General features: G+C 35.2%; 24 protein-coding genes. All 24 read left to right on the top strand.

What is annotated here, in order from left to right:
- The first annotated feature begins 2 nt into the window (after window positions 1–2).
- Window positions 3–1517, top strand: a complete 1515-nt coding sequence (gene nuoN / locus F0362_RS26070) for an NADH-quinone oxidoreductase subunit NuoN (protein WP_002104333.1) — start codon at window positions 3–5, stop codon at window positions 1515–1517.
- A gap of 213 nt (window positions 1518–1730) precedes the next feature.
- A complete protein-coding gene (locus F0362_RS26065; RefSeq protein ID WP_000057885.1) occupies window positions 1731–1967 on the top strand; it encodes a DUF1146 family protein in 237 nt (78 codons plus the stop codon).
- A 45-nt stretch (window positions 1968–2012) separates the two neighbouring features.
- Window positions 2013–2723 carry a YwmB family TATA-box binding protein gene (locus tag F0362_RS26060; protein WP_079519735.1) on the top strand — a complete coding sequence of 237 codons (711 nt, stop codon included), beginning with the start codon at window positions 2013–2015 and terminating at the stop codon, window positions 2721–2723.
- A gap of 39 nt (window positions 2724–2762) precedes the next feature.
- Window positions 2763–4067 (top strand): UDP-N-acetylglucosamine 1-carboxyvinyltransferase, encoded by a 1305-nt coding sequence (murA, locus tag F0362_RS26055; RefSeq protein ID WP_000411271.1) that lies wholly within the window; start codon window positions 2763–2765, stop codon window positions 4065–4067.
- Between the two features lie 253 nt (window positions 4068–4320).
- A complete protein-coding gene (spoIID, locus tag F0362_RS26050; RefSeq protein ID WP_000672621.1) occupies window positions 4321–5340 on the top strand; it encodes a stage II sporulation protein D in 1020 nt (339 codons plus the stop codon).
- 227 nt (window positions 5341–5567) lie between these two features.
- Entirely contained in the window at window positions 5568–6575 is a 1008-nt protein-coding gene (locus F0362_RS26045) for a LytTR family transcriptional regulator DNA-binding domain-containing protein (RefSeq protein WP_098064415.1), read from the top strand.
- 179 nt (window positions 6576–6754) lie between these two features.
- Window positions 6755–7597: an ABC transporter ATP-binding protein gene (locus F0362_RS26040; RefSeq protein WP_000170852.1), complete on the top strand. Its 843-nt coding sequence runs from the start codon at window positions 6755–6757 to the stop codon at window positions 7595–7597.
- Window positions 7597–8301 (top strand): ABC transporter permease, encoded by a 705-nt coding sequence (locus F0362_RS26035; protein WP_000144458.1) that lies wholly within the window; start codon window positions 7597–7599, stop codon window positions 8299–8301. Before F0362_RS26040 ends, F0362_RS26035 begins: the two co-directional genes overlap by 1 nt.
- Window positions 8302–8462: 161 nt before the next feature.
- Entirely contained in the window at window positions 8463–9383 is a 921-nt protein-coding gene (locus F0362_RS26030; protein WP_001214955.1) for a stage II sporulation protein SpoIIQ, read from the top strand.
- A 247-nt stretch (window positions 9384–9630) separates the two neighbouring features.
- The gene (locus F0362_RS26025) at window positions 9631–9765 is read left to right on the top strand and encodes a hypothetical protein (protein ID WP_000008898.1); all 135 of its coding nucleotides are present in this window, start codon (window positions 9631–9633) and stop codon (window positions 9763–9765) included.
- Between the two features lie 306 nt (window positions 9766–10071).
- Window positions 10072–10344 carry a sporulation transcriptional regulator SpoIIID gene (spoIIID, locus tag F0362_RS26020; protein ID WP_141524368.1) on the top strand — a complete coding sequence of 91 codons (273 nt, stop codon included), beginning with the start codon at window positions 10072–10074 and terminating at the stop codon, window positions 10342–10344.
- A gap of 310 nt (window positions 10345–10654) precedes the next feature.
- Entirely contained in the window at window positions 10655–11656 is a 1002-nt protein-coding gene (locus F0362_RS26015) for a rod shape-determining protein (RefSeq protein WP_000457991.1), read from the top strand.
- Between the two features lie 493 nt (window positions 11657–12149).
- Entirely contained in the window at window positions 12150–12584 is a 435-nt protein-coding gene (gene fabZ, locus F0362_RS26010; protein WP_000931959.1) for a 3-hydroxyacyl-ACP dehydratase FabZ, read from the top strand.
- Window positions 12585–12935: 351 nt separating this feature from the next.
- Complete coding sequence (locus F0362_RS26005) at window positions 12936–13613, top strand: CpsD/CapB family tyrosine-protein kinase (RefSeq protein WP_149890043.1); 678 nt, start codon at window positions 12936–12938, stop codon at window positions 13611–13613.
- Window positions 13614–13874: 261 nt separating this feature from the next.
- Window positions 13875–14618 (top strand): YveK family protein, encoded by a 744-nt coding sequence (locus F0362_RS26000; protein ID WP_149890042.1) that lies wholly within the window; start codon window positions 13875–13877, stop codon window positions 14616–14618.
- On the top strand, window positions 14608–15309 hold the full coding sequence (locus F0362_RS25995; protein ID WP_149890041.1) for a CpsD/CapB family tyrosine-protein kinase: 702 nt from the start codon (window positions 14608–14610) through the stop codon (window positions 15307–15309). The genes F0362_RS26000 and F0362_RS25995 overlap by 11 nt, the downstream gene beginning before the upstream one ends.
- Before the next feature lie 108 nt (window positions 15310–15417).
- A complete protein-coding gene (locus F0362_RS25990) occupies window positions 15418–16185 on the top strand; it encodes a tyrosine-protein phosphatase (RefSeq protein ID WP_149890040.1) in 768 nt (255 codons plus the stop codon).
- A 239-nt stretch (window positions 16186–16424) separates the two neighbouring features.
- Window positions 16425–17306, top strand: a complete 882-nt coding sequence (bpsC, locus tag F0362_RS25985) for a UTP--glucose-1-phosphate uridylyltransferase BpsC (protein WP_149890039.1) — start codon at window positions 16425–16427, stop codon at window positions 17304–17306.
- Between the two features lie 101 nt (window positions 17307–17407).
- On the top strand, window positions 17408–19219 hold the full coding sequence (locus F0362_RS25980) for a polysaccharide biosynthesis protein (RefSeq protein WP_149890038.1): 1812 nt from the start codon (window positions 17408–17410) through the stop codon (window positions 19217–19219).
- A gap of 53 nt (window positions 19220–19272) precedes the next feature.
- Window positions 19273–19908 carry a sugar transferase gene (locus F0362_RS25975; RefSeq protein WP_097837576.1) on the top strand — a complete coding sequence of 212 codons (636 nt, stop codon included), beginning with the start codon at window positions 19273–19275 and terminating at the stop codon, window positions 19906–19908.
- Window positions 19909–20772 carry an NAD-dependent epimerase/dehydratase family protein gene (locus F0362_RS25970; RefSeq protein ID WP_149890037.1) on the top strand — a complete coding sequence of 288 codons (864 nt, stop codon included), beginning with the start codon at window positions 19909–19911 and terminating at the stop codon, window positions 20770–20772.
- Between the two features lie 18 nt (window positions 20773–20790).
- A complete protein-coding gene (locus F0362_RS25965; RefSeq protein ID WP_149890036.1) occupies window positions 20791–21900 on the top strand; it encodes a glycosyltransferase family 4 protein in 1110 nt (369 codons plus the stop codon).
- A gap of 20 nt (window positions 21901–21920) precedes the next feature.
- Window positions 21921–23243 (top strand): UDP-glucose dehydrogenase family protein, encoded by a 1323-nt coding sequence (locus F0362_RS25960; RefSeq protein ID WP_149890035.1) that lies wholly within the window; start codon window positions 21921–21923, stop codon window positions 23241–23243.
- Between the two features lie 2 nt (window positions 23244–23245).
- Window positions 23246–24235 carry an NAD-dependent epimerase gene (locus F0362_RS25955; protein ID WP_149890034.1) on the top strand — a complete coding sequence of 330 codons (990 nt, stop codon included), beginning with the start codon at window positions 23246–23248 and terminating at the stop codon, window positions 24233–24235.
- The last annotated feature ends 39 nt before the right edge of the window (window positions 24236–24274 follow it).

Here is a 24274-nt window from a genome sequence, read left to right as displayed (position 1 = left end):
ATATGGATACGTTACTGAGCTTATCATGGCATCTCATGTTGCCAGAATTCATTATTCTCGGGTTTGCCATCCTTCTTTCCATAGGTGATTTGTTTTTTAAGCTGAACCATAGGTATGTGGCGCTTAGTGCAATCGCTGCTGTCATATTAGCAATTGTGTCATTAATTACGCTATACGGCGAACCAGCAGGAGATATTTTAAATGGATCGTTTGTGTTAGATGGATTTTCAAAAGGGTTTAAAACGTTGTTATTAGGCGGAGCGGCCCTCATCTTATGCACCGCAATGAGCGATGACAAGAAAAATCCAATTGAAGATAAGGGAGAATATTATTACTTATTTTTAATGGCCCTTCTTGGGGCGATGTTCATGGCTTCTAGTGTTGATTTTATTACACTTTTCGTCGGTTTAGAGCTACTATCACTTTCTTCCTATGTTTTAGTAGGAATACGAAAAAGGAACCGTGCATCAAATGAAGCGGCAATGAAATATGTCATTAATGGAGGAATTGGAACGGCGATTACGCTCTTTGGAATGAGTTATTTATACGGTATTACAGGCTCAACCAATATTGTGGATATGCAAAAAGTATTCACCGGGGAGCTAACTAGTGGTATTCAGTTATTGTTAGCTCTCGCATTTCTACTATTGCTCGTTGGGCTCTCGTTTAAAATTGCAACAGTACCGTTTCATATGTGGGCACCCGATGTGTATGAAGGGGCGGCTACACCTGTTACTGCTTTCCTTGGAACGATTTCTAAAATTGCTGGGTTCCTACTCATTATTCGTCTGTTCCTTATGATTTTTGCAAGTGTATCGGTGCAAGGAGACATGCAATCTTTATACGGGCGTATGAGTATATATATTGCGGTTCTAGCAAGTATTACGATGATTATCGGAAATGTAGTCGCACTAAAGCAATATAACGTAAAACGCCTATTTGCTTATTCAGGAATCGCGCATGCGGGGTATTTACTCGTTCCACTTGTGGCATTATCACCATTTACGATGGATAGCATGTGGTTTTACATGCTCGCCTATATGCTTATGAATATAGGCGCGTTTGCAATTATCCACGGTTTAATCTTACAAAGCGACAAAGAAAATATCACTATTTTCACCGGATTATATAACAGGTCGCCATTTACAGCGATAGTAATGACGATTTTTATTTTATCGTTGGCCGGGATACCAGGAACAGCTGGTTTCATCGGAAAGATTAACATCTTTTTAGGTGCACTTCATGTAGAGCCAGCTCATTACGTACTAGCTTCTATTATGATGGGTACGACAGTCATTTCATTCGTATATTATTTCCGTATTTTACAGCAAATGTTTTTCCGGACGGGAGAAGTAGAAGAGAAAATTCGTTTGCCATTAAATATAAAGGTTGTTATGAGTCTTTGTGCAATTTCGATTGTAATACTAGGGATTATGCCGATGATTGGATACAATTTCTTTTATGAATATTTTCCATTAATGAAAGATTTCTTCTTCTTGGGGAACGTGGTACAATAGTGAAAATAAAAGGTGTGGAGTCGGTACTCTGCGCTTTTTATTTTGTGTTAGCCGCAAATGAAAATGCATATAGGTATACGTTTTTTTGAGAGAAGTTTACGATGTAAAATGTAAGATGCTTATTTGCATTTGAAAAAGTGTGGCTCCTACTTATTATGGTATCGTTTTTATATTCTTTCGTAAGTAGTAGCCGAGTAAAAAGGGGTCGATTTTTTGGCACAACTTTTAGGGCAACAAGCACTGATTGCCATTGTTTCGCATTTATTGTTTATTACCATTACGTGGTGGGCCTTACAAGGTATTCACATCGAGCGTTTAATGAAAGCTGGAAAAGTGTTGCAGACGAGGGTATTACTCATCCTAATTACAATTGCAATTGGGACATCTGTAAGTAACTTTTTCCTTGATTATTTAGGCTATTCGAAGAGTTTAACGTATTTAGTAAAGTAAGTGTATAGAACCTCATATCTCCGTTAACAATGGGGATAGGAGGGGATGAAATTGAAGCTTAAAGCCATTCTTATTGTTGCCTTGAGTGTTGTTTTCTTTTTGGTTGGATATAGAGAGATGAAACCGATAAGCGATGAACAGAAAATGGAGAACATGATTAAGGCTTTAGAGAAAAATGATGCTAAAATGGAGAAATGGTCATGGTTAGCGCGAGAAACAAAAACAATTTCTAACATACATACGTTTCAAAAATTGTTAAACGATGTGAAGGGGAAGGCAAATATTCAAAAATGGGACTTAGAGCAATCTCCAGATGGATATAAAGCTACATCCTATAAAAAGTTTGCTTCATATGAAGAACGAGTAGTAGTAACTTGGAGTAAGGAAAATACTAAAGAAAACACTTTCATTATTTTTGAAGTAAGTGGGGCGAAATGGGACCCGAAGCATGTTCAGAAAATGAATAAAATTTTTAATGAAAAACCTATAATTTACACTTGTGTTCAAGGTGTACTGAATGATAAGATTGAAGGTGTTTTGCAAAATAAAACCAATCAGGTTTTGAAAGATCTTTCAGCAAGAGCGATCGAACAAGTAGAAGAAAGAGCATTTGTGTCAGTCTCCGCATACAATAAAAAGTGGGATGACGCTCTTTCAACAAATAGAGAGAAAATAAATGTGCAAATAGCAATACGTTCTACAAACAACAAAGATACAATTGTGGTTGGCACACCGATCATAACTTCTGAGTATTGAGTGAATAGATACTGAAAAAAGGACACGGAGGGGAATAATTTGGAAAAGATCATCGTCCGTGGCGGAAAGCGGTTAAACGGCACAGTGCGTGTTGAGGGCGCAAAAAATGCTGTATTACCTATAATCGCTGCAGCCCTATTAGCGAGTGATGGAAAGAATGTACTATCTGAAGTACCAGTTTTGTCTGATGTATACACAATTAATGAGGTATTACGTCATTTAAATGCTGAAGTCGTATTTGAAAATAACCAAGTAACAATCGATGCTTCTAAAGAACTAAACATTGAAGCACCATTTGAATATGTACGTAAAATGCGTGCATCTGTTCAAGTAATGGGACCATTATTAGCACGTAACGGTCGTGCTCGTATTGCACTTCCAGGTGGATGTGCAATTGGTTCACGTCCAATTGACCAACATTTAAAAGGCTTCGAAGCAATGGGAGCAAAAGTACAGGTTGGTAACGGTTTTGTTGAGGCATACGTTGAGGGAGAACTAAAAGGAGCTAAAATTTATTTAGACTTCCCAAGCGTGGGCGCGACAGAAAACATTATGTCTGCAGCTACATTAGCAAAAGGGACAACAATCCTTGAAAATGCAGCGAAAGAACCAGAAATCGTTGACTTAGCTAACTTCTTAAATGCGATGGGAGCGAAAGTACGCGGAGCTGGAACTGGAACGATTCGTATCGAAGGCGTTGAGAAATTATATGGTGGAAACCACTCTATTATTCCTGACCGTATTGAAGCGGGAACATTCATGGTTGCAGCAGCAATTACTGGTGGAGACATCTTAATTGAAAATGCTGTTCCTGAACATTTACGCTCAATTACAGCGAAGATGGAAGAAATGGGTGTTAAAATTATTGAGGAAAATGAAGGTGTACGTGTTATCGGCCCAGATAAGTTAAAAGCGGTTGATATTAAAACTATGCCTCACCCAGGTTTCCCAACAGACATGCAATCACAAATGATGGCATTATTACTACAAGCTGATGGAACAAGTATGATTACAGAAACGGTATTCGAAAACCGCTTTATGCACGTTGAAGAATTCCGTCGTATGAATGCTGATATTAAAATCGAAGGTCGTTCTGTTATTATGAACGGTCCAAACAGCTTACAAGGTGCTGAAGTAGGTGCAACTGATTTACGTGCAGCTGCAGCATTAATCTTAGCTGGTTTAGTATCAGAAGGTTACACTCGTGTAACTGAATTAAAGCATCTTGACCGTGGTTATGTAGACTTCCATAAGAAATTAGCTGCATTAGGTGCAACTATTGAACGTGTAAACGAAAAAGTAGAAGAAGTGAAAGAACAAGAAGTTTCTGATCTTCACGCTTAATTGAAGTAGTCTCTATGTCTTTTGATATAGAGACTATTTTTTTTGGGTTATTACTGTTATAGTCAATAAACTCTATACTTATGCACGTACCAGTAAAAATATTTAGAAAATTTTCGTTTTATCTCGCATTAGCGGGCAGTAAGACTCCAACGCATTAAAACTTCAGTCTATACCGATACCCCCAAGTATGTTCTAAAAAATTCCGTAGTTCCATAAGAATGAAAGGAAGCCAACTTTATATTGGGGGAATAGGATGAAATTTTCAAAGCCATTTTTCATTATAGTAGTGCTTTTAATAGCGCTCGTTATCATTGTACCCGCTGCTCTTGTAATTCCGTTTGCGAAAGCCAAAATAGGAGAAGAAGCAGCTTCTAAAACTCCTCCAGCGATAGAAAGTATACCAGCTCCAGGGAAAGTGGATACAGCAGTTCAAGTTGCTGTATATCGCGACCAACAGAAGAAGGTAGAAACATTACCTGTGGAGGAATATGTGACCGGTGTAGTAGCTTCTGAGATGAATGCCAGTTTTGAAATAGAGGCGCTAAAGGCACAGGCATTAGCAGCAAGAACATTCGTGGTGCAGCGTATGCTAAGTGGAGAAAAGAAAAACAATGCAGATGTGGTAGATACGGTGAAAGATCAAGTGTACAAAAGCAAAGAGGAATTGAAAAAACAATGGGGCAATAACTACGAAAACAATTTAAAGAAAATCGAGGAAGCCGTTTCTAAAACCGCAGGACAAGTTTTAACGTATGAGGGAAAACCGATTTCAGCGTCTTTCTTCTCAACGAGTAACGGCCGAACAGAGAATGCAGCTGATTATTGGGGAAATGATTATCCGTATTTGAAAAGTGTAGATAGCCCGTGGGATCAAGCCTCTCCAAAGTTTACAAGCGAGCAAACGTTCACAGTAGCTGATTTTCAAAAACGTCTCGGTGTGAAAGTGCTAGCGGATGGAAAGGTTGGAAATATTAAAGATCTTACGGAGGGTAAAAGAGTAAAGGATGTAGCGTTCCAAGGGAAAACATTAACAGGAAAACAAGTTCGTGAAAAGTTAGATTTGCGCTCTTCTGATTTTACATGGAAACAAGAGGGCAATAAAATCATTGTCACGACGAAAGGCTTCGGTCATGGTGTTGGCATGAGTCAATACGGTGCGAATGGTATGGCAGCGGAAGGTAAGAAATATACAGATATCGTCGCTCATTATTATAAAGGCGTTGAAATAAAAACGATGAATGATTATGAGGGAAAACTGATGGTGAAGAAGTAGAACGTGAAAGGAGCTAATTAAGATTAGCTCCTTTTTTCATTATTTGTAGGTAAGTTTTTAAAAAGAGCACTTCGTGATTTACTCAAAACTTATATGGTAGAACAAAAATAGAGAATAAGGCTATCCGTTCATTTGGATAGCCTTATTTTTATTTGTTTCATAAAAATATCAAAATTTTCCATTAATTGTTTGGTATAATAGGATAAAAAGCATTTGGGGGAGACGAAATGGCGCTACTGGAGTTGAAACAATTAGGGAAGACGAACCAGTTACCGGCAATTGAGCTAGAGGTTGAGAAAGGACAATGTGTTGTTTTGCAATGTAATAACCATACAGCTAAAGTTTTGCATCGCATCATTATTGGTGAGGAAGAAGCTTCAACTGGCAATGTGCTATTTGGAGGCGAAGCGATTGGAAAGAAAAATTATTCCCGCATCGGTTTTTGTTTTTTGAAAGATGAAGCATATGATCGTTTGAAGGTGAAGGAATACTTTAAATTTTTGTTAGGGCTTTATGAATTAAAGATAAGTATAGAAGAAGTAGTACAATATGTCGGTCTCTTAGATAAGTTAAACGTGAAAATAGAAAAATTATCATTTTCAGAGAAACGTCGCCTTCATATTGGGCGAGTTATGATTCATAATCCGGATTTAGTTATTTTGGAAGAGCCGGAGCAAAATGTAGATACAGAAAGTACGATTATTATTCGAAAAGCAATTATGAAAATGAAAGAGAAAGGAAAGGCGATCTTTATTACGTCCTCTTTCCTATCAGACGCTCTTTCGTTAACAGAAGATGTATACATATTAAACAACGATGGTGTGAAAAAGGTCGAAATCGAGCAAGAAGAGGCGGAAGAAGTTGATGAAGAAAAAGTCGTTCAAATGATTCCGCAGATGAAATTAGAAAGAATACCAGCGAAGGTGAACGATAAAATCATTTTACTTGATCCGATGGAAATTCATTTCATTGAAACACAAAATGGAGTGACACATATTCATGTGCGTGAAGGTGATTTCGTATGTGCATTAACATTAAGTGAACTAGAAACGAGATTAACAGGATTCGGTTTCTTTAGATGTCATCGTTCGTACCTCGTTAATTTACAACGAGTACGAGAAGTTATTACTTGGACACGGAACAGTTTTAGTTTAATTTTGGATGACGAAAGAAAAAGTTCAATTCCGCTTTCAAAAGGACGAATGGATGAATTAAAAGGTGTAATTGGGCTATAAAAAGTGCTCCAATAGGATCGAAATATGATTCATTCACCGGTAAAAATACTCCTTTTACCGGTATTTTACTGCGCCTACCCTTTATTTTTCATATGATTGAGTCAAGAAAAGCGAAACATACAAATCGAAACTTGCGAAAGCAAATTTCATCTATAAAGAAAAACAAAGGGGATGACGAAATGACATTGGCAATTGAAATGAAAGATGTAATGAAAAGTTTCAACGAAAAAACGGCACTTCGAAATGTAAATATTGAGGTGAAGCAAGGAGAAATTTTCGGATTCCTCGGACCGAGTGGATCTGGTAAAACAACAACAGTAAAAATATTAACTTCTCAATTACTTCATAGTGTTGGAACAGTAAGAGTATTAGGGAAAGACATTACAGGACCAAGTAGCATCGATTATAAACGAATTGGTATTTTAACAGACAACAGCGGCTTATATGAAAGACTTAGCATTTATGATAACTTACTATTATTTTGCGACTTATACGATTGCAAAAAAGAACGAATCGATGAAGTGCTAGCACAAGTGAATCTATTAGATGATAAAAAAACATTAGTAAAGAAACTATCAAAGGGAATGAAGCAGCGCGTCACACTAGCGAGAGCGATCCTTCATAAACCAGATATCCTCTTTTTAGACGAACCAACATCCGCACTCGATCCAGTTAACGTACAAAACATTCATAAAATCTTAAAAGACTTAAATAAAGAAGGAACGACGATTTTCTTAACGACGCACAATATGGAAGAAGCAGAAACGCTTTGTAACCGTATCGCCTTTCTATGCGGCGGAGAAATTGTAGCGCTTGATACACCAGAAAACCTTCGCTTACAATACGCGAAAGATCAAATACAAGTCGTATTAAAAGATAAGCAAAAAGAAGTCGTGCAAAAAGATGAATTAGGTGCAAAACGTATTTCAGAATGGATGAAAAAAGGTGAATTACTATCTATTCATTCACACGAGCCAACATTAGGCGATATCTTTATTGAAGTTACTGGGAGGGGATTATAATGACATTTTCAATGAGACGTGTATCAGCTATTTTTAGAAAAGAAGTACAAGATTTTAAGACAAATTCACAAGTGTTATTAATGGCATCTTTACCAATTATATTTGCATTTATATTTAGCAGATTTGGAGAAGGGCGCATGGGGGTTGGCATTATTACTTTAATGGCCTTTCTATTTGTTGCAGGGTTTGTTCAATCAATGGTAATAGCAGAAGAAAAAGAAAAACATACGTTACGTGTGCTAATGCTATCACCAGCTTCTTCTGTTGAAGTTCTTCTTGGGAAAAGTATATTAACAGCATGTTTGACGTTGGGCATTTGTATTGTGAACTTATTCATTTTGGATCAATTCGGTGGAAATCTTTTATTACTAGGATTTATTTTCTTATGTGGAACAATTCTATTTATTGTGATTGGAACAATGATTGGATTGTTAGCTGAGTCTGTACCGCAAACATCACTCATTGGAATGCCGATATTAATGACGATGTATTTAGCTGTACAATTTGAGCCAATGGTTGAAAATAAAGTAATTAAGACGATGATCGAGTATCTTCCAACATCTCATATTGCCAAAGCGATTAACAGCTTAGTAGAGGGAGCGGGATTTAGTAGCATTAGCGGACATGTCTTGAATGTTGGAGTGTGGCTTATTCTTTCGGTTGTTGCATGTTTAATCGTATACAAAAAGAAACAAATGGACTAAAAACTGAGCTGAAAATGCTCAGTTTTTTCTTTTTTCATCATTTCCTCGGAAATTTTACAATTTATATACATATTTTTATATAATTTGTCGAAAAGTAATTAGTTATACGTTGTATAGGATACATGAATATTGTTCAAAATGATTGCTGAGGTGATGATGGAATGCGAGGAAGAAATAATAAAAAGTCGCAAAAGGTAGTACATTTATTTCAAAAAAGATGGGTGTTTCCGGCACTATACATTGCTTGTGCAGCGGTAATCCTAGTGGTTGCGCTATGGTTCCAAGGAGCTAATCCGAAGAAGACTCCGAACCAAGATCAAGCAACACCGTATACACAATCGGAAGATCCAGCAGTACCAGTAACGAAATCTTCAGAAATAGTAAAAATGCCGGCAGCCGCAAATGCGGAAGTAGTCGTACAGAAGAAATTCTATGAAGATGCAGCAACTGAGGCGGAACAAGAAAAAGCACTTGTTTTTTATAACAACACATATTCCCCGAATAAAGGAATTGACATTGCTGCGAAAAATGGAAAAGAGTTCAATGTTGCTGCTGCTTTAAGTGGCACAGTAACAAAAGCTGAAAAAGATTCACTTCTTGGTTATGTTGTAACAGTTGATAGTGGAAATGGTGTAGCAGTTTCTTATCAAAGCTTAGGCAGTGTGAAAGTAGAAAAAGGTGCAAGAGTTGCACAAGGTGAAGTATTAGGAAAATCCGGTCTAAGTGCAATGAATAAAGAAGCAGGTTCTCACGTTCACTTTGAAGTACGTAAAGACAATGTGGCTGTGAACCCTGAGCGCTACTTAAATAAATCAGTAGCAGAAATTAAAGCTGATGCAGGTGCTACAAAGGCAACGAATGCTTCTGGTAAAAAGGCTGATGACAAATCTCAAAAAGAAGAGAAGTCAACGAGCACGAAACCAGAAAGTAAAACAGAAGATAAGTCTCAAAAAGAAGAGAAATCAACAAGCGGTTCGACTAGTGATAAAGAGACAAGCGGTAAGCAAGAAGAAACGAAGAAAGAAGAAAAATCAACAAATGGTTCTACAGAATCATCTAACGGTTCTTCTTCACAAGAATAAGAAAGTGAAAAAATCAGTTCTCATTAGGAGAACTGATTTTTTTATTTTTATCCCACTATTTGCGGGCGGTAAGACCCCGATCTCAAAATTCAGCGAAAGCAAAGAAGTTAGGGAGGATTAACTGCCCGTAAAAGCCCGGTTATTAGTTGAACTTTATATAAAAATAATCAATTTCGAGAAAAAAGTTGCAATAACAAGGAAAAATGACGAGATTCTCGAATATATATTACAAAAGGGAGGGGATACTGTGTCGTTTTTGTTTGTTCTGTCGATTGCTATTATATTATTGTTTGTTTTATTTACTTTGTATTATTATATTGCCGGTAAGAAGGAAGTTCCCCACCATCAATTGTTAGAAGAAGAATATGATCGAGAAGAATGACACCTTTTAAACGAGGTGTCATTTTTTTGCCAAAATAGTCATTGTTAACGCATTTCTCACAAAAAAACGTAATTTTTCTTAACTTAGTCCGCAAAAATAGTGAACATGTAGCATATATCAGTAGTGCGGGCAATACAATGGTATAAACCAAAGCAAAGAGAGTGTTTGAGGTGAGAAATCGTGAATCATTTCATTATAAATCCAAGAATGTTTAACGCTTACAAACAGCACTCACACTTACTTCTTAGTCGTATGCAGCGAAGCTCATTTCACACTTCTCACATCCAATTTAGGGAGGCGAGTGGTGTGCACGATTACATCAAAGAGAGAACTATCAAGATTGGTAAGTATATCGTGGAGACAAGAAAGACAGTGCGTGTAATTGCAAAGGAATTTGGGGTATCAAAGAGTACAGTCCATAAAGATTTAACAGAACGTCTACCAGAAATTAACCCAGACCTCGCAAATGAAGTGAAAGAAATTCTTGATTATCATAAGTCTATTCGTCATTTAAGAGGCGGAGAAGCAACAAAGCAAAAATATAGAAAAGAAGATGTAGAAAAGCCTGTACGTCAATAAAGTGAAACTTTAATCAGTGGGGCATGCCTCACTGATTATTAGTCTTCAGTAATCGGGCGTTTGCAGGCTTTTTGTCTTTCGCTCAACTCTTCTAAACTCGTCGGATTGATTTTGAGATGAGAGTCTTACCTTCCGTTAATATAAGATAAATATACGTTAGCAAACATTCCGCGTGCATTCGGTAATATTTTTCAGAAGAATTCTTTTTGCGAATATTACGTTTCTGTTAAATTTATGATAAAATCAGAAATTAGGTGTAAAAGAATTCGGGTGTAACCTGATTTTGAATATCGAGGAGGAAAAGACGGGAATGTTTGCGCGAGATATCGGAATTGACCTAGGTACGGCTAATGTATTAATTCATGTTAAAGGTAAGGGTATTGTATTAAATGAGCCATCTGTTGTGGCAATTGATCGTAATACAGGTAAAGTATTAGCAGTAGGTGAAGAAGCAAGAAGTATGGTGGGACGTACGCCTGGTAATATTGTAGCAATTCGTCCACTTAAAGATGGTGTAATCGCAGATTTCGAAATTACAGAAGCGATGTTAAAGTATTTCATTAACAAGTTGGACGTAAAGAGCTTCTTTTCAAAACCTCGCATTTTAATTTGTTGTCCAACAAATATCACATCGGTAGAACAAAAAGCAATTCGTGAAGCTGCTGAACGTTCAGGTGGTAAAACAGTATTTTTAGAAGAAGAACCAAAAGTAGCCGCAGTTGGTGCTGGTATGGAAATCTTCCAACCAAGCGGTAACATGGTTGTTGATATTGGTGGAGGTACAACAGATATCGCTGTACTATCTATGGGTGATATTGTTACCTCTTCTTCTATCAAAATGGCTGGCGATAAGTTTGATATGGAGATCTTAAACTACGTTAAACGTAAGTATAAGCTATTAATTGGAGAACGTACTTCAGAAAATATTAAAATTAAAGTCGGTACAGTATTCCCAGGTGCACGTAGTGAAGAGCTTGAAATTCGTGGACGTGACATGGTAACAGGTTTACCACGTACAATTACAGTATGCTCTGAAGAAATTACAGAAGCACTAAAAGAAGACGCGGCTATCATTGTACAAGCTGCAAAAGGCGTACTAGAGCGCACACCACCAGAACTATCTGCGGACATTATCGACCGCGGTGTTATTTTAACAGGCGGTGGAGCTTTACTACACGGTATCGACATGCTTCTAGCAGAAGAATTAAAGGTACCAGTATTAATCGCTGAAAACCCAATGCAATGTGTTGCGGTTGGTACAGGTATTATGTTAGAGAATATTGACAAATTACCACGTCGTGCTTTGAAATAAAGTGAAACTTTAATCAGTGGGGCACCCAACTGATGAAAGTTTCAAAAATAGCTGGATAAAGTAGAAGGAACTAAGGTGTAAACCTTAGTTCTTTTTTATTTTTCTATTTTTTTATTTCGTTTTTTTGCGAAAATGAGAGAAAAATAAAGAAAAACGGAGGAAACAGGTAAAATATTCATATATATGGTTAAATTTAATATTTCCTTATTTGAAAACGTTTATAATATAATGAGTCGAATACGACATTAAGGCAAATAATGTTTCAATACATATTGCCTTTCCCTAATCTGGGCATACACTCTTTTCTACCTCCGTGTCAGTTGCAGGAATGTGCAACTATTTTAAGGGAATAGAGTGTGTGCATTTTTTTATATGGAGAAGTAAGTATACTAAATATAAAAATTCACTTTGTAATGACAAACGATAAACAAAATGGGATAATAACAATATGTCCAAGTGGTAAGACCAATATTACAAAAGGGGCGATCATTACATGCTAAATATAGAACAAATTAAAGAAATCATTCCTCACCGCTATCCATTTTTACTTGTTGATAAAATATTAGAAGTAGATGAAGGCAAAAGAGCGGTTGGAATTAAAAATGTATCTGCAAACGAAGAATTCTTTAATGGACACTTCCCTGACTATGCAGTTATGCCTGGCGTACTTATTGTAGAAGCGTTAGCACAAGTCGGAGCGGTTGCTGTATTAAAGAAAGAAGAAAACCGCGGAAGACTTGCTTTCTTCGCAGGTATCGACAATTGTCGTTTCAAAAAACAGGTACGCCCGGGTGATCAACTTCGCCTAGAAGTAGAAATGACACGTGTACGTGGCCCGATCGGAAAAGGAAAAGCAATTGCGACAGTAGATGGTGAAGTTGCATGTGAAGCTGAAATCACATTTGCAATTGGTGATAAAAAAGAATAGAGAACAAATAAAAAAATCTCCTTGTGAACGTACAAGGAGATTTTTTTGTTTATGTTATATAACGATAAAACAATAATATACAAACTAATCAGAAAATTACTTGTCAATAGATGGTAATTACCATATAATTTACTTTATCATTTATTTAGAAAACAGGATAAGTGATAAAGGTAATGAAGAAGTAAGGGCATTGTCATATTGTTAAGGTACTTAAATAAGACAAAGTAGAATGTTATTGATTATGATGAGATGTGGGGAAATCAGCAATACAAAATATTAATTAGACGTATGAAATCGAGCATAAGAGAGAGAAAAGGGAAATGTCGCATTTCACAAAAGGAGATTATGAATATGTTCGGGAGAAAGAAAAGAAAACCATTACGACAATTAATTGCACATAAAGAGCCTAAATCGCGTATTACAGAACAATATCGTAACATTCGTACAAACATTGAATTTACATCTGTGGATAGTCATGTTCGTTCTATTATCGTTACCTCGGCAGATCCAGCTGATGGGAAAACAACGACAATCGCAAACTTAGCAGTTGTTTTCGGTCAACAAGGAAAGAAAGTTTTATTAATTGGAGCTGACTTGCGTAAGCCGACGATACAAAACTTATTTGCCATTCATAGTTCAAATGGGTTAACGAATTTATTATCAGGACAAGCAAATCTTATGCAATGCATTCAAAAAACAGATATAGAGAACGTATATTTAATGGCAGCAGGTCCAATCCCGCCAAACCCAGCTGAACTATTAGGGAGCCGGGCAATGGACGAAGCGCTACTAGAAGCATATAACATGTTTGATATCATATTAATCGACACACCACCTGTCCTTGCGGTTACGGATGCGCAAATACTAGCGAATAAATGCGATGGAATCGTACTCGTTGTACGCAGTGAAAAGACAGAAAAAGATAAAATCGTAAAAGCGAAACAAATATTAGATAAAGCATCAGGAAAACTACTAGGTGTTGTTTTGAACGATAAAAGAGAAGAAAAAGAGCAATATGGTTATTACTAAAATATAAAAAGCCAACAAAATTTTTTGTTGGCTTTTTATTGTTTTCTGAAAATTGTTTATCAAGTTATACACTATAAAAAACATGATATGATAAAATTTTTGGGAAATGATTGGAATGTGTTGTCATATTTAAGATTATTTTGTAAGATTAAACTTGTTTCTTGTGAACAAATATAGAACTGAATGATTAAAAATAAAAAATGTAAGATTTATATGTTATAATTTTTCCTATGTGTAAATTTTAGAAAGTTGGAGGAACCTATGGAAGAAACAATTAGTCTAAAAGAGTTATTTCATATCTTAAAAAAACGTTTAGCAATGATCCTCGTAATCGCATTTGGTGCAGCTATTGTAAGTGCTATCATTAGCTTCTTCTTTATGACACCAATCTATCAATCTTCGACGCAAATTCTTGTTAATCAGAAGAAGCAAGAAGGTGCAATGTTTCAGGCTGGTGAAGTTCAAACGAATATTCAATTAACAAATACATATAAGGTTATCATTAAAAGTCCAGTAATCTTAGATCAAGTAAATGAAAAATTAAATTTAAATATGACAGCACAATCTTTAACAAAGAAGATTAATGTTGCGAATGAAAAAGATTCACAAGTCATTTCTGTAACAGCTGAGGACAAAAATCCGAAAGTGGCTCGTGATATTGCAAATGCAACAGCAGATGTATTTAAAGGTGAAGTTGCAAAGATTATGAATGTCGATAACGTAACGGTACTATCGAAGGCAGAAGTTGCGGAGAATCTATCTCCAATTAAACCGCGTCCAATGTTAAATGTAGTAATTGCTTTCGTTGTTGGTTTAATGGCTTCAGTTGGTCTTGCATTCTTACTAGAATACTTAGATAACACAGTGAAAAAAGAAGAAGATGTAGAAAGCTTACTTGGCTTACCAGTGTTAGGTATTGTTGCTCGTATGGATGAAGAAACATTGAACATGAAATCACATGCTCCATCATCAAGAAAAGTGAGGGGACAAACAATTGGCTCTTAATTTATTTAAAAAGAAAAAGAATCATCGTCAACGTCGTCAATTAATTGCTCATCAACAACCGAAATCACCAATTTCAGAGCAATATCGTAATATTCGAACGAATATCGAATTTGCAGCTATTGATACAAATTTACATTCGTTAATGGTAACATCTGCAAATCCAAGTGAAGGGAAAACGACAACGACAGCGAATATGGCAGTTGTGTTTGCTCAACAAGGAAAGAAAGTATTATTAATTGATGCGGATATGCGTAAACCAGCAATGCATCAAATGTTCCAAGTTGATAATATTTTTGGACTAACGAACGTATTAACATATAGTGAACGATTAGAAAAATGTGTGCAAACAACATTAGTCGATAATCTACACTTTTTAGCTTGTGGTCCAATCCCGCCAAATCCTGCAGAATTGTTAGGTTCGAAGTCAATGAAAGAACTTCTTGGACAAGCATACAGCATGTACGATTTAGTGATTTTTGATATGCCACCTATTTTAGCTGTAACTGATGCGCAAATTATGGCAAATGTATGTGATGCTTCTATTCTTGTTGTGCGTAGTGAAGCAACGGAGAAAGAAACAGCGGTAAAGGCAAAAGGATTGTTAGAATCGGCTAAAGGCAAACTGTTAGGCGTCGTTCTGAACGATCGTGAACGTGAACAAGGCCTATATTATTATTACGGTGCAAACTAGTTAAAAGAGTGAGATATGGTTGAAACATATCTCCTTTTTTCCCTTGAATATGAGATGTCTCATATTCAAGGGAAAAAAGATCACTAGGAAAGAGGGAGGATAAATCTAATGATTGATTTACATTGTCACATTTTACATGGCATCGATGATGGTGCACAAACAGTAACAGATAGTTTAGCGATGGCGCAACAAGCAGTAGCAGAAGGAATACATACAATTGTCGCAACGCCGCACCATCAAAATGGGAAATATATAAATGAACGTACCTCAATTATTCATCAAGTAAAACAACTAAATGATGAACTACAACAAAATGAAATTCCACTGAAAATTTTACCGGGGCAAGAGGTCAGGTTATATGGTGATTTATTAGAAGACTATGAAGCTGGTAAAATTGTAACCTTAAACGAAACAAATAAATACATATTCATTGAATTTCCATCTAATCACGTACCGCGTTATGCCGAACAACTATTATATGAATTACGTGTAAAAGGAATGATTCCAATCATCGTTCATCCAGAACGTAATGCCGAGTTAATCGAGCGGCCAGATAAGTTATATAACCTTGTAAGTAAAGGGGCATTAACGCAAGTGACGGCAGGTAGCTTACTAGGTAAGTTCGGTAAAAAAATTAAAAAGTTTTCATTGCAACTTGTGGAACATAATTTAACACATATGGTTGCTTCAGATGCGCATAACATAACGTCAAGAGGATTTCATTTAGCGGAGAGTTACGAATTAATTGAAAAGGAATTTGGAATGAGTGTTATGAGCGATTTAAAAGAAAATCCTTATTTATTAATTAGCGGGAAAGCAATTTATAAAGAAGATCCAGAACAAATTCGCCGCAAAAAATTGTTCGGCATTTTTTAATAAAGAACAGGTGATGTCTCCTAACCGTTATCAATGGAGGCACTCGGTTGTGCTGTGGGTAGAAAATTTATTTTCGAACCTACCTTAGACGCTTGTCGTCGGGAGTATGGCGTGAGGTTGGGTTAGATGCCCATAATTTATTTCTAATAGAAACTCTACCTATGGAGTTATAAATATGACTCTATAGGTAGGGTTTTTGTTATTGTTACATATAGATAAATGAATATGGGGGACTAAAATTGAAAAAAGTAAAAAAAGCAATTATTCCAGCTGCTGGTCTTGGAACAAGATTTTTACCAGCGACGAAAGCGATGCCGAAAGAAATGTTGCCAATCGTTGATAAGCCGACAATTCAATACATAATAGAAGAAGCGATAGAATCAGGAATTGAAGATATTATTATTGTTACCGGAAAAGGAAAGCGTGCAATTGAAGATCATTTTGATCATTCCTTCGAACTAGAACAAAACCTTTTAGAAAAAGGAAAGTATGAAATGCTTGAAAAGGTACAAGCTTCTTCAAGAATTAATATTCATTACATAAGACAGAAAGAACCGAAAGGTTTAGGACATGCAGTATGGTGCGCGCGTAAGTTTATTGGAAATGAACCATTTGCAGTATTACTTGGTGATGATATCGTACAAGCAGAAACACCATGTTTACGTCAACTAATGGATCAATATGAAGGTACACAGTCTTCAGTTATTGGTGTACAAACAGTGCCTGAAAATGAAACGCATCGTTACGGTATTATCGATCCAGCCGAACAAAACGATCGTCGTTATCAGGTGCGTCAATTTGTAGAGAAACCAGCTCAAGGAACAGCACCATCAAACTTAGCGATTATGGGTCGTTACGTATTAACACCAGAAATTTTTATGTTCTTAGAGAACCAACAGACAGGTGCTGGTGGAGAAATTCAGTTGACAGATGCGATTCAACGATTAAATGAAATTCAACGAGTGTTTGCTTATGACTTTGAAGGAACTCGTTATGATGTTGGAGAGAAGTTTGGATTTATTAAGACGACGATTGAAATGGCGCTTCAGTATGAAGAATTAAGAGAAGATCTGATAAAATATATGGATGAGTTATTGAAAAAAGAGATGCTTTATGTATAATTGGAAACTTTTGAAATAATAAATATGTCATTTATAACAATACCCTCTTCAAATTGAAGAGGGTATTGTTATAAATACAATTAAAGAAGGAGATAGATATATTGAGTTATCCAAAACGGCTCTCATTATTAATTTTTTTAGATTCATTTATTGTATTAACTGCTGTGTATTTAAGTTATTGGTTTGTACATCCCAATGTATTAAGTAAAATTCCCACGACAGTGATTATTAGCTCTATTACATTATTATGTAGCCATCATTTTTTTGCTAGTATTTATAAGCTATACAATAAAGCATGGGAATATGCAAGTGTTGGTGAATTGAAACAAATATTCAAAGCGATTACCCTTTCTATTATCGTAACAGCAATTGTACAACAAATTATAAATCATGATATTTATGTGCGGATTTTAGCAATTGCGTGGATGTTACATCTATTATTAATTGGTGGATCCCGTTTCGTATGGCGTATGTTCCGCGATACATATATTACAAAGGATACGAATAAAAAGAGAGCGTTAATCGTTGGTGCGGGTTCAGCAGGAACGATGGTGGTAAGACAATTACAGCATAATAAAGATGCAGATTTATATCCAATTGCATTTGTTGATGATGACAAAAACAAACAAAAACTAGAGATTTATAACGTACCAGTCGTTGGGATGACAAATAATATTAAAGAAATTGTAGAAGATAATAATATTGAACATATTATCATTGCGATTCCTTCCCTAAATAGAAAGCAAATAAATGAAATTTTTGAAAAATGTACAAAAACAAAAGCGAAAACTCAAATTGTACCGATGCTTGAGGATCTTCTAGATGGTAAAGTATCTGTCAATGAAGTGCGTGATGTGCAGGTAGAGGATTTATTAGGAAGAGAACCGGTTCAGTTAGATGATGCGGGTATCGGAGAAAAGATTACGGGTAAAACAATATTAGTAACGGGTGCTGGTGGATCGATTGGTTCAGAAATTTGCCGTCAAGTGATGAAATACAAACCAGCAAAAATTGTTCTTTTAGGACATGGTGAAAACAGTATTTATAACATAGAAATGGAAATGCGAGTTACTTATAAAGATACGATTGAAATCACGACAGAAATTGCTGATGTACAAGATCGGAATAAGATTTTTGAAATAATAGAAAAGCATCAACCATATATCGTATACCACGCTGCTGCACATAAACATGTGCCTTTAATGGAGCGTAACCCTGAAGAGGCTGTTAAAAACAATATATTTGGTACGAAAAATGTTGCAGAAGCTGCTGATACATTTAAGGTAAATACGTTTGTTATGGTTTCGACAGATAAGGCTGTAAATCCGACGAATGTAATGGGAGCTACAAAGCGATTTGCAGAAATGCTTGTACAACATTTAGCAGCAGTGAGTACTAGTACTCAATTCGTTGCCGTTCGATTTGGTAATGTGCTCGGAAGTAGGGGAAGTGTAATCCCATTATTTAAGAAACAAATCCAAAAAGGTGGGCCTGTAACGGTTACTCATCCTGATATGATTCGTTACTTTATGACAATACCAGAAGCTTCAAGGTTAGTTATTCAAGCTGGAACGTTAGCAAAGGGTGGAGAGCTATTTGTTCTTGATATGGGGGATCCAGTTAAAATTGTTGATTTAGCAAAAAACCTCATTACTCTTTCTGGGTATGCTATTGAAGAAATTGGAATTGAGTTTACTGGACTTAGACCAGGGGAGAAGATGTATGAAGAGCTCTTAAACGAAGGAGAAATTCATCCTGAGCAAATATTCCCTAAAATCCATATAGGAAAAGCTGTATTGATGGAACAGAGTATTTTAAGGCAGTTTATGAATGATTTTGAAAAAATGAGTAAAGAAGATATAAGAGAAAGATTATTAGAGATTGCTAATAGTAAAGTTGCAATTAAAAGCTAGCTAGTTTCTAGGTCATCAATCTATATGTTAAGAAAATTGAGGTGGTAATAAAAGTGATATATAAAAAGAGTTTGAAACAAATTATAGATGTTATTGTTGCGATTGTAGGTTTAGTAGTATCATCACCTGTATTCTTATTATTAATAATTTGTATAAAGCTGGATTCAAAAGGCCCTGTTTTATTTAAGCAACGCCGTATTGGTAAAGGGAAAAAAGAATTTTATATTTTGAAGTTTAGAACAATGAGAATTGATACTCCAAAAGATATGCCTACTCATCTTTTGGAAGATCCTGATATGTATATAACAAAGGTGGGTAAATTTTTAAGAAAAACAAGTTTGGATGAACTTCCACAAATTATAAATATTATTAAGGGTGAAATGAGTATAATTGGTCCTAGACCTGCACTTTGGAATCAATATGATTTAATTAAAGAACGTGATAAGTATGGTGCAAATGATGTTACACCGGGATTAACTGGATGGGCACAAATAAATGGAAGAGATGAACTTCCTATTGATGTAAAGGCAAAGCTAGATGGTGAATATGTAGATAAATTATCACCATTATTTGATTTAAAAGTATTTTTTATGACTATAAAAAGTGTTTTGAAATCTGAAGGTGTTAAGGAAGGGAAAAGTAATAGTAGTGAACGAAACTCTGAAACGAGAAAAGAGGCTAGTTCATAAATGAATAAGAAACGAATCTTAATAACTGGGAAAGAAAGTTACATAGGAACAAATTTTGAGAAATGGGTTAATAATTGGTCAAGTCAATATGCTGTTGACAAAATATCTGTTAGAAATGATGGATGGAAACAAAAGGATTTTTCCCAATATGATGTTGTTTTACACGTAGCTGGAATAGCCCATGTTTCAGCCGATCCAAAAATGGAAGAAATGTATTATAAGATTAACAGGGATTTAGCAATTAATATCGCAGAAAAAGCCGAGAAAGAAAATGTTAAACAATTCATTTTTATGAGTAGTATGATTATCTACGGTGCAGATGGAAAATTAGGTGAACCTAAAATTATTACTGCAGAAACTGAGCCAAGTCCCATTGATTTTTATGGGCGAAGTAAGCTCGAGGCTGATTTAGCTATTCAAAAAATGAATAGTAATAAATTTAAAACGGTTATGGTGCGAACGCCAATGGTATATGGACCAAACTGTAGAGGTAATTTTCCTAGGCTAAAAACGCTGGCGCAAAAATCACCAGTTTTCCCCAAGATAAGTAATGAAAGAAGTATGATATTCATTGATAACCTGTGTGAATTTTTAAAGGTTGTTATTGACAAAGAGTTGGATGGGGTGTTTTTCCCGCAAAATAAAGAATATGTTAGTACGAAAGATATTATAAATCTTATGGCTATCAACATGAACAAGAAAGTTCACTTTATTAAAACATTTAATCCAGTCATAAAGATAATGTCAAAAAAGATAAATGTCGTTAATAAGGTATTGGGAAATAAAGCGTATGATAAAAAATTAAATCCTGAGTTTGACTATTGCGTTGTTGATTTTGAGACTTCTATAAAAATAAGTATGTAATTAGGTGAACATAAAATTATGAGTAAAAAAGTACTATTATTAGGTAACCATGGATTTGTAATATACAATTTTCGTAAAGAACTAATTCAAGAATTGTTGAGGAAAGGGTATGAAGTATATATATCGTTACCCAAAGACGAAAAAGTAGATAAGATGGTTGAATGGGGATGTAAATTCGTAGAAACAAATGTTGATCGAAGGGGCACAAACCCAGTAACTGATTTTAAACTAGTTGCGCATTATATTAAAATATTGAAGGAAATAAAACCAGATGTTGTATTGACATATACGATAAAACCAAATTTATACGGAGGATTAGCTTGTAGGCTTTTAAATATTCCATGTATAAATAATATTACAGGTCTAGGAAGTGGATTTAGTAAGAGTTCACTTTTAAAAACGTTTTTATCTACTTTATATAAGGTAAGTCTGAAAAAGTCTTATTGTGTTTTCTTTCAAAATACTGAAGATATGAGAATGTTAGTAGATAGGAATATAATTAAAGGACAGTATGAACTTATTCCAGGTTCAGGAGTGAATTTGGAAGAATATAGATTTAAAGATTTTCCAAAAGAAGATGTGCTGAAATTCATTTTTATTGGAAGAATTATGAAGGATAAAGGTATTGATCAATACTTGGAAGCTGCAAAAATTATAAAGACAAAATATCCAGATACACAATTTAATGTAATAGGTTTTGTTGAGAAAACACAGCCGCATTATAACGACATGATTAATCAGCTGCAAAATGAAGGTCTTATTACATACTTAGGGTATCAATCAGATGTTAAACCATTTGTTAAAGAAGCTCATTGTCTTATTCAAGCTTCTCATGGTGGAGAAGGCTTATCTAATGTTTTATTAGAAGCAGCTGCTACTGGGAGAGCATTGATTGCCTCTAATATACCAGGTTGCAGGGAAACAATTTCAGAAAATCAGAATGGATATACATTTGAAGCTAAAAACACAAGTAGTTTAGTTGAACAGATTGAAAAATTCATTTGCTTAACAGATGTTGAGAGAAAACAAATGGGTATAAATTCCAGGGATAAAATCGAAAAAGAGTTTGATAGAAATATAGTAATAAAGGCATACATGAATAAAATTGATCAAATTTGTAATAAATAAATTGATGTGGAGTGTAGAATATGACCAAAATAGCAGTAGTCGGAACAGGTTATGTAGGTTTAGTATCAGGAGCTATTCTATCAGATTTTGGACATACAGTGACGTGTGTTGATGTCGATCAAAATAAAATCGAGAGCCTAAAAAATGGTGTAATTCCTATATATGAACCAGGATTAGAGACGGTCGTACAAAAAAACCATTATTATAAGCGTCTTAATTTTACAACGGATATTAAAGAGGCTGTAGAAAATAATGATGTTATTTTTATAGCGGTAGGTACACCGCCAGCAGATGATGGAAGTGCCGACCTTCAATATGTACTTGCAGTTGCAGAGAGTATTGCAAAATATATGAATGGATATAAAGTAATTGTAGATAAATCCACTGTGCCAGTAGGAACAGGGCAAATTGTTAAATCTACAGTAAAAGAAGCGCTGGATAAAAGAGGAATCCAGTATGATTTTGATGTAGTTTCAAATCCAGAATTTTTAAGAGAAGGTTCTGCTGTTAGAGATTTTACTCATCCTGATAGAGTTGTTATCGGGGCTGAAAGTGAAAGAGCATTGGAGTTAATGAAGGACGTTTATAGGGTTCTTTATCTAAACGAAACGCCATTTGTAGAAACTAATATTGAAACAGCAGAAATGATTAAGTACGCTGCAAATGCTTTCCTTGCAATGAAAATAACATTTATTAATGAAGTTGCGAATGTATGTGAAAAAGTTGGTGCAGATGTTCAGAAAGTAGCGAAAGCGATGGGGCAGGATGGTCGAATTTCACCGAAGTTTTTACATGCAGGTCCTGGATATGGAGGGAGCTGTTTCCCAAAAGATACGAAGGCTCTTGCAAGAATAGCTCATGAACATGGTGAAACTATTTCTCTAATTGAGGCAACAGTAGAAGCGAATGAAAGACAGAAGTTAAAAATGGTAGATAAAATTGTTAATGCCATGGGTGATGTTGACGGGAAAACATTTGCCATTTTAGGGATTACATTTAAACCTAATACAGATGACATGAGAGATGCGCCAGCACTTGTAATTTTACCTGAGCTTGCTAAACGTGGAGCGAAATTTAACATATATGACCCTGAGGGACTAAAAGAGGGAACATGGCGTCTTGAAGAGATTAAGGGAAGTATTACATGGTGTGAAACAGCATATGAAGCAATTGCAAGTACAAATGCTACAGTGATTTTAACTGAGTGGAATGAATTTAGAAACCTTGATTTTGATAAACTTCGTGAAATAGATGGAAGTGAGTATTTCTTTGATTTGAGAAATATTTATAATAAAAAAGCAATGATCGAAAAAGGCTTTAAATACTATGGTGTAGGAGTCTGAAAATGAATTTAAAACATGTAGATTCTAAAAAAACATATTTAATAACAGGTGCAGCCGGCTTTATAGGTATGCACCTTTCTAAGCAATTATTAGAGATGGGTTGTAAGGTTATTGGGTATGATAATCTTAATGACTATTATGAGATTAGCCTTAAAGAACGTCGTTTAAATATATTAAATCAGTATGAGAAATTTATTTTCCATAAAGCAGATTTAACTGATAAAGAGTATTTGGAGCAATTATTTGTTGAAAATGAGATTAATATCGTTATTAATCTTGCTGCACAGGCTGGTGTAAGATACAGTATTGAAAATCCAGATGCTTATATTCAATCAAATGTTGTTGGGTTTTTGAATATCCTTGAAATGTGTAGACATCATAAAGTAGAACACTTACTTTATGCATCATCAAGTTCGGTATATGGTGCAAACAAAAAAATACCGTTTTCAACAGAAGACCAAGTTGATAATCCAGTTAGCTTATATGCAGCAACGAAAAAATCAAATGAATTAATGGCTCATACATATAGCCACTTGTATAATGTTCCAACAACTGGTTTACGTTTCTTCACTGTTTATGGACCTTATGGAAGACCAGATATGGCATATTTTTCTTTCACAAAAGCGATTATGGACGGAAAACCTATAAAAGTATTTAATAATGGCGATATGTATCGAGATTTTACGTATATTGATGATATTGTAGACGGTATTATTAAGTTGTTAGAGAACTCACCTGTCCTTAATAATAAGGAATTACCATATAAAGTTTATAATATCGGAAATAATAAACCTGTAAAATTATTAGATTTTATTCAGGCTATTGAATCTGCAGTAGGTAAAGAAGCGGTTAAAGAGTATTATCCGATGCAACCGGGAGATGTTTATCAAACATATGCAGATGTTTCAGATTTGATTAATGATGTAGGATTTAAGCCAGATACTCCAATTCAAGAAGGAATAAATAAATTTGTTGATTGGTTTAAAAATTAATCAACAAAATAAGGTAATAGAAAAATATATTTAAAATAT

Origin of the sequence: Bacillus sp. BS98, assembly GCF_008432245.1 — a bacterium.
Taxonomy (GTDB): domain Bacteria; phylum Bacillota; class Bacilli; order Bacillales; family Bacillaceae_G; genus Bacillus_A; species Bacillus_A toyonensis.
Note: the sequence above shows the minus strand (reverse complement) of the source record. Positions and strands in the feature narration are given on the sequence as shown.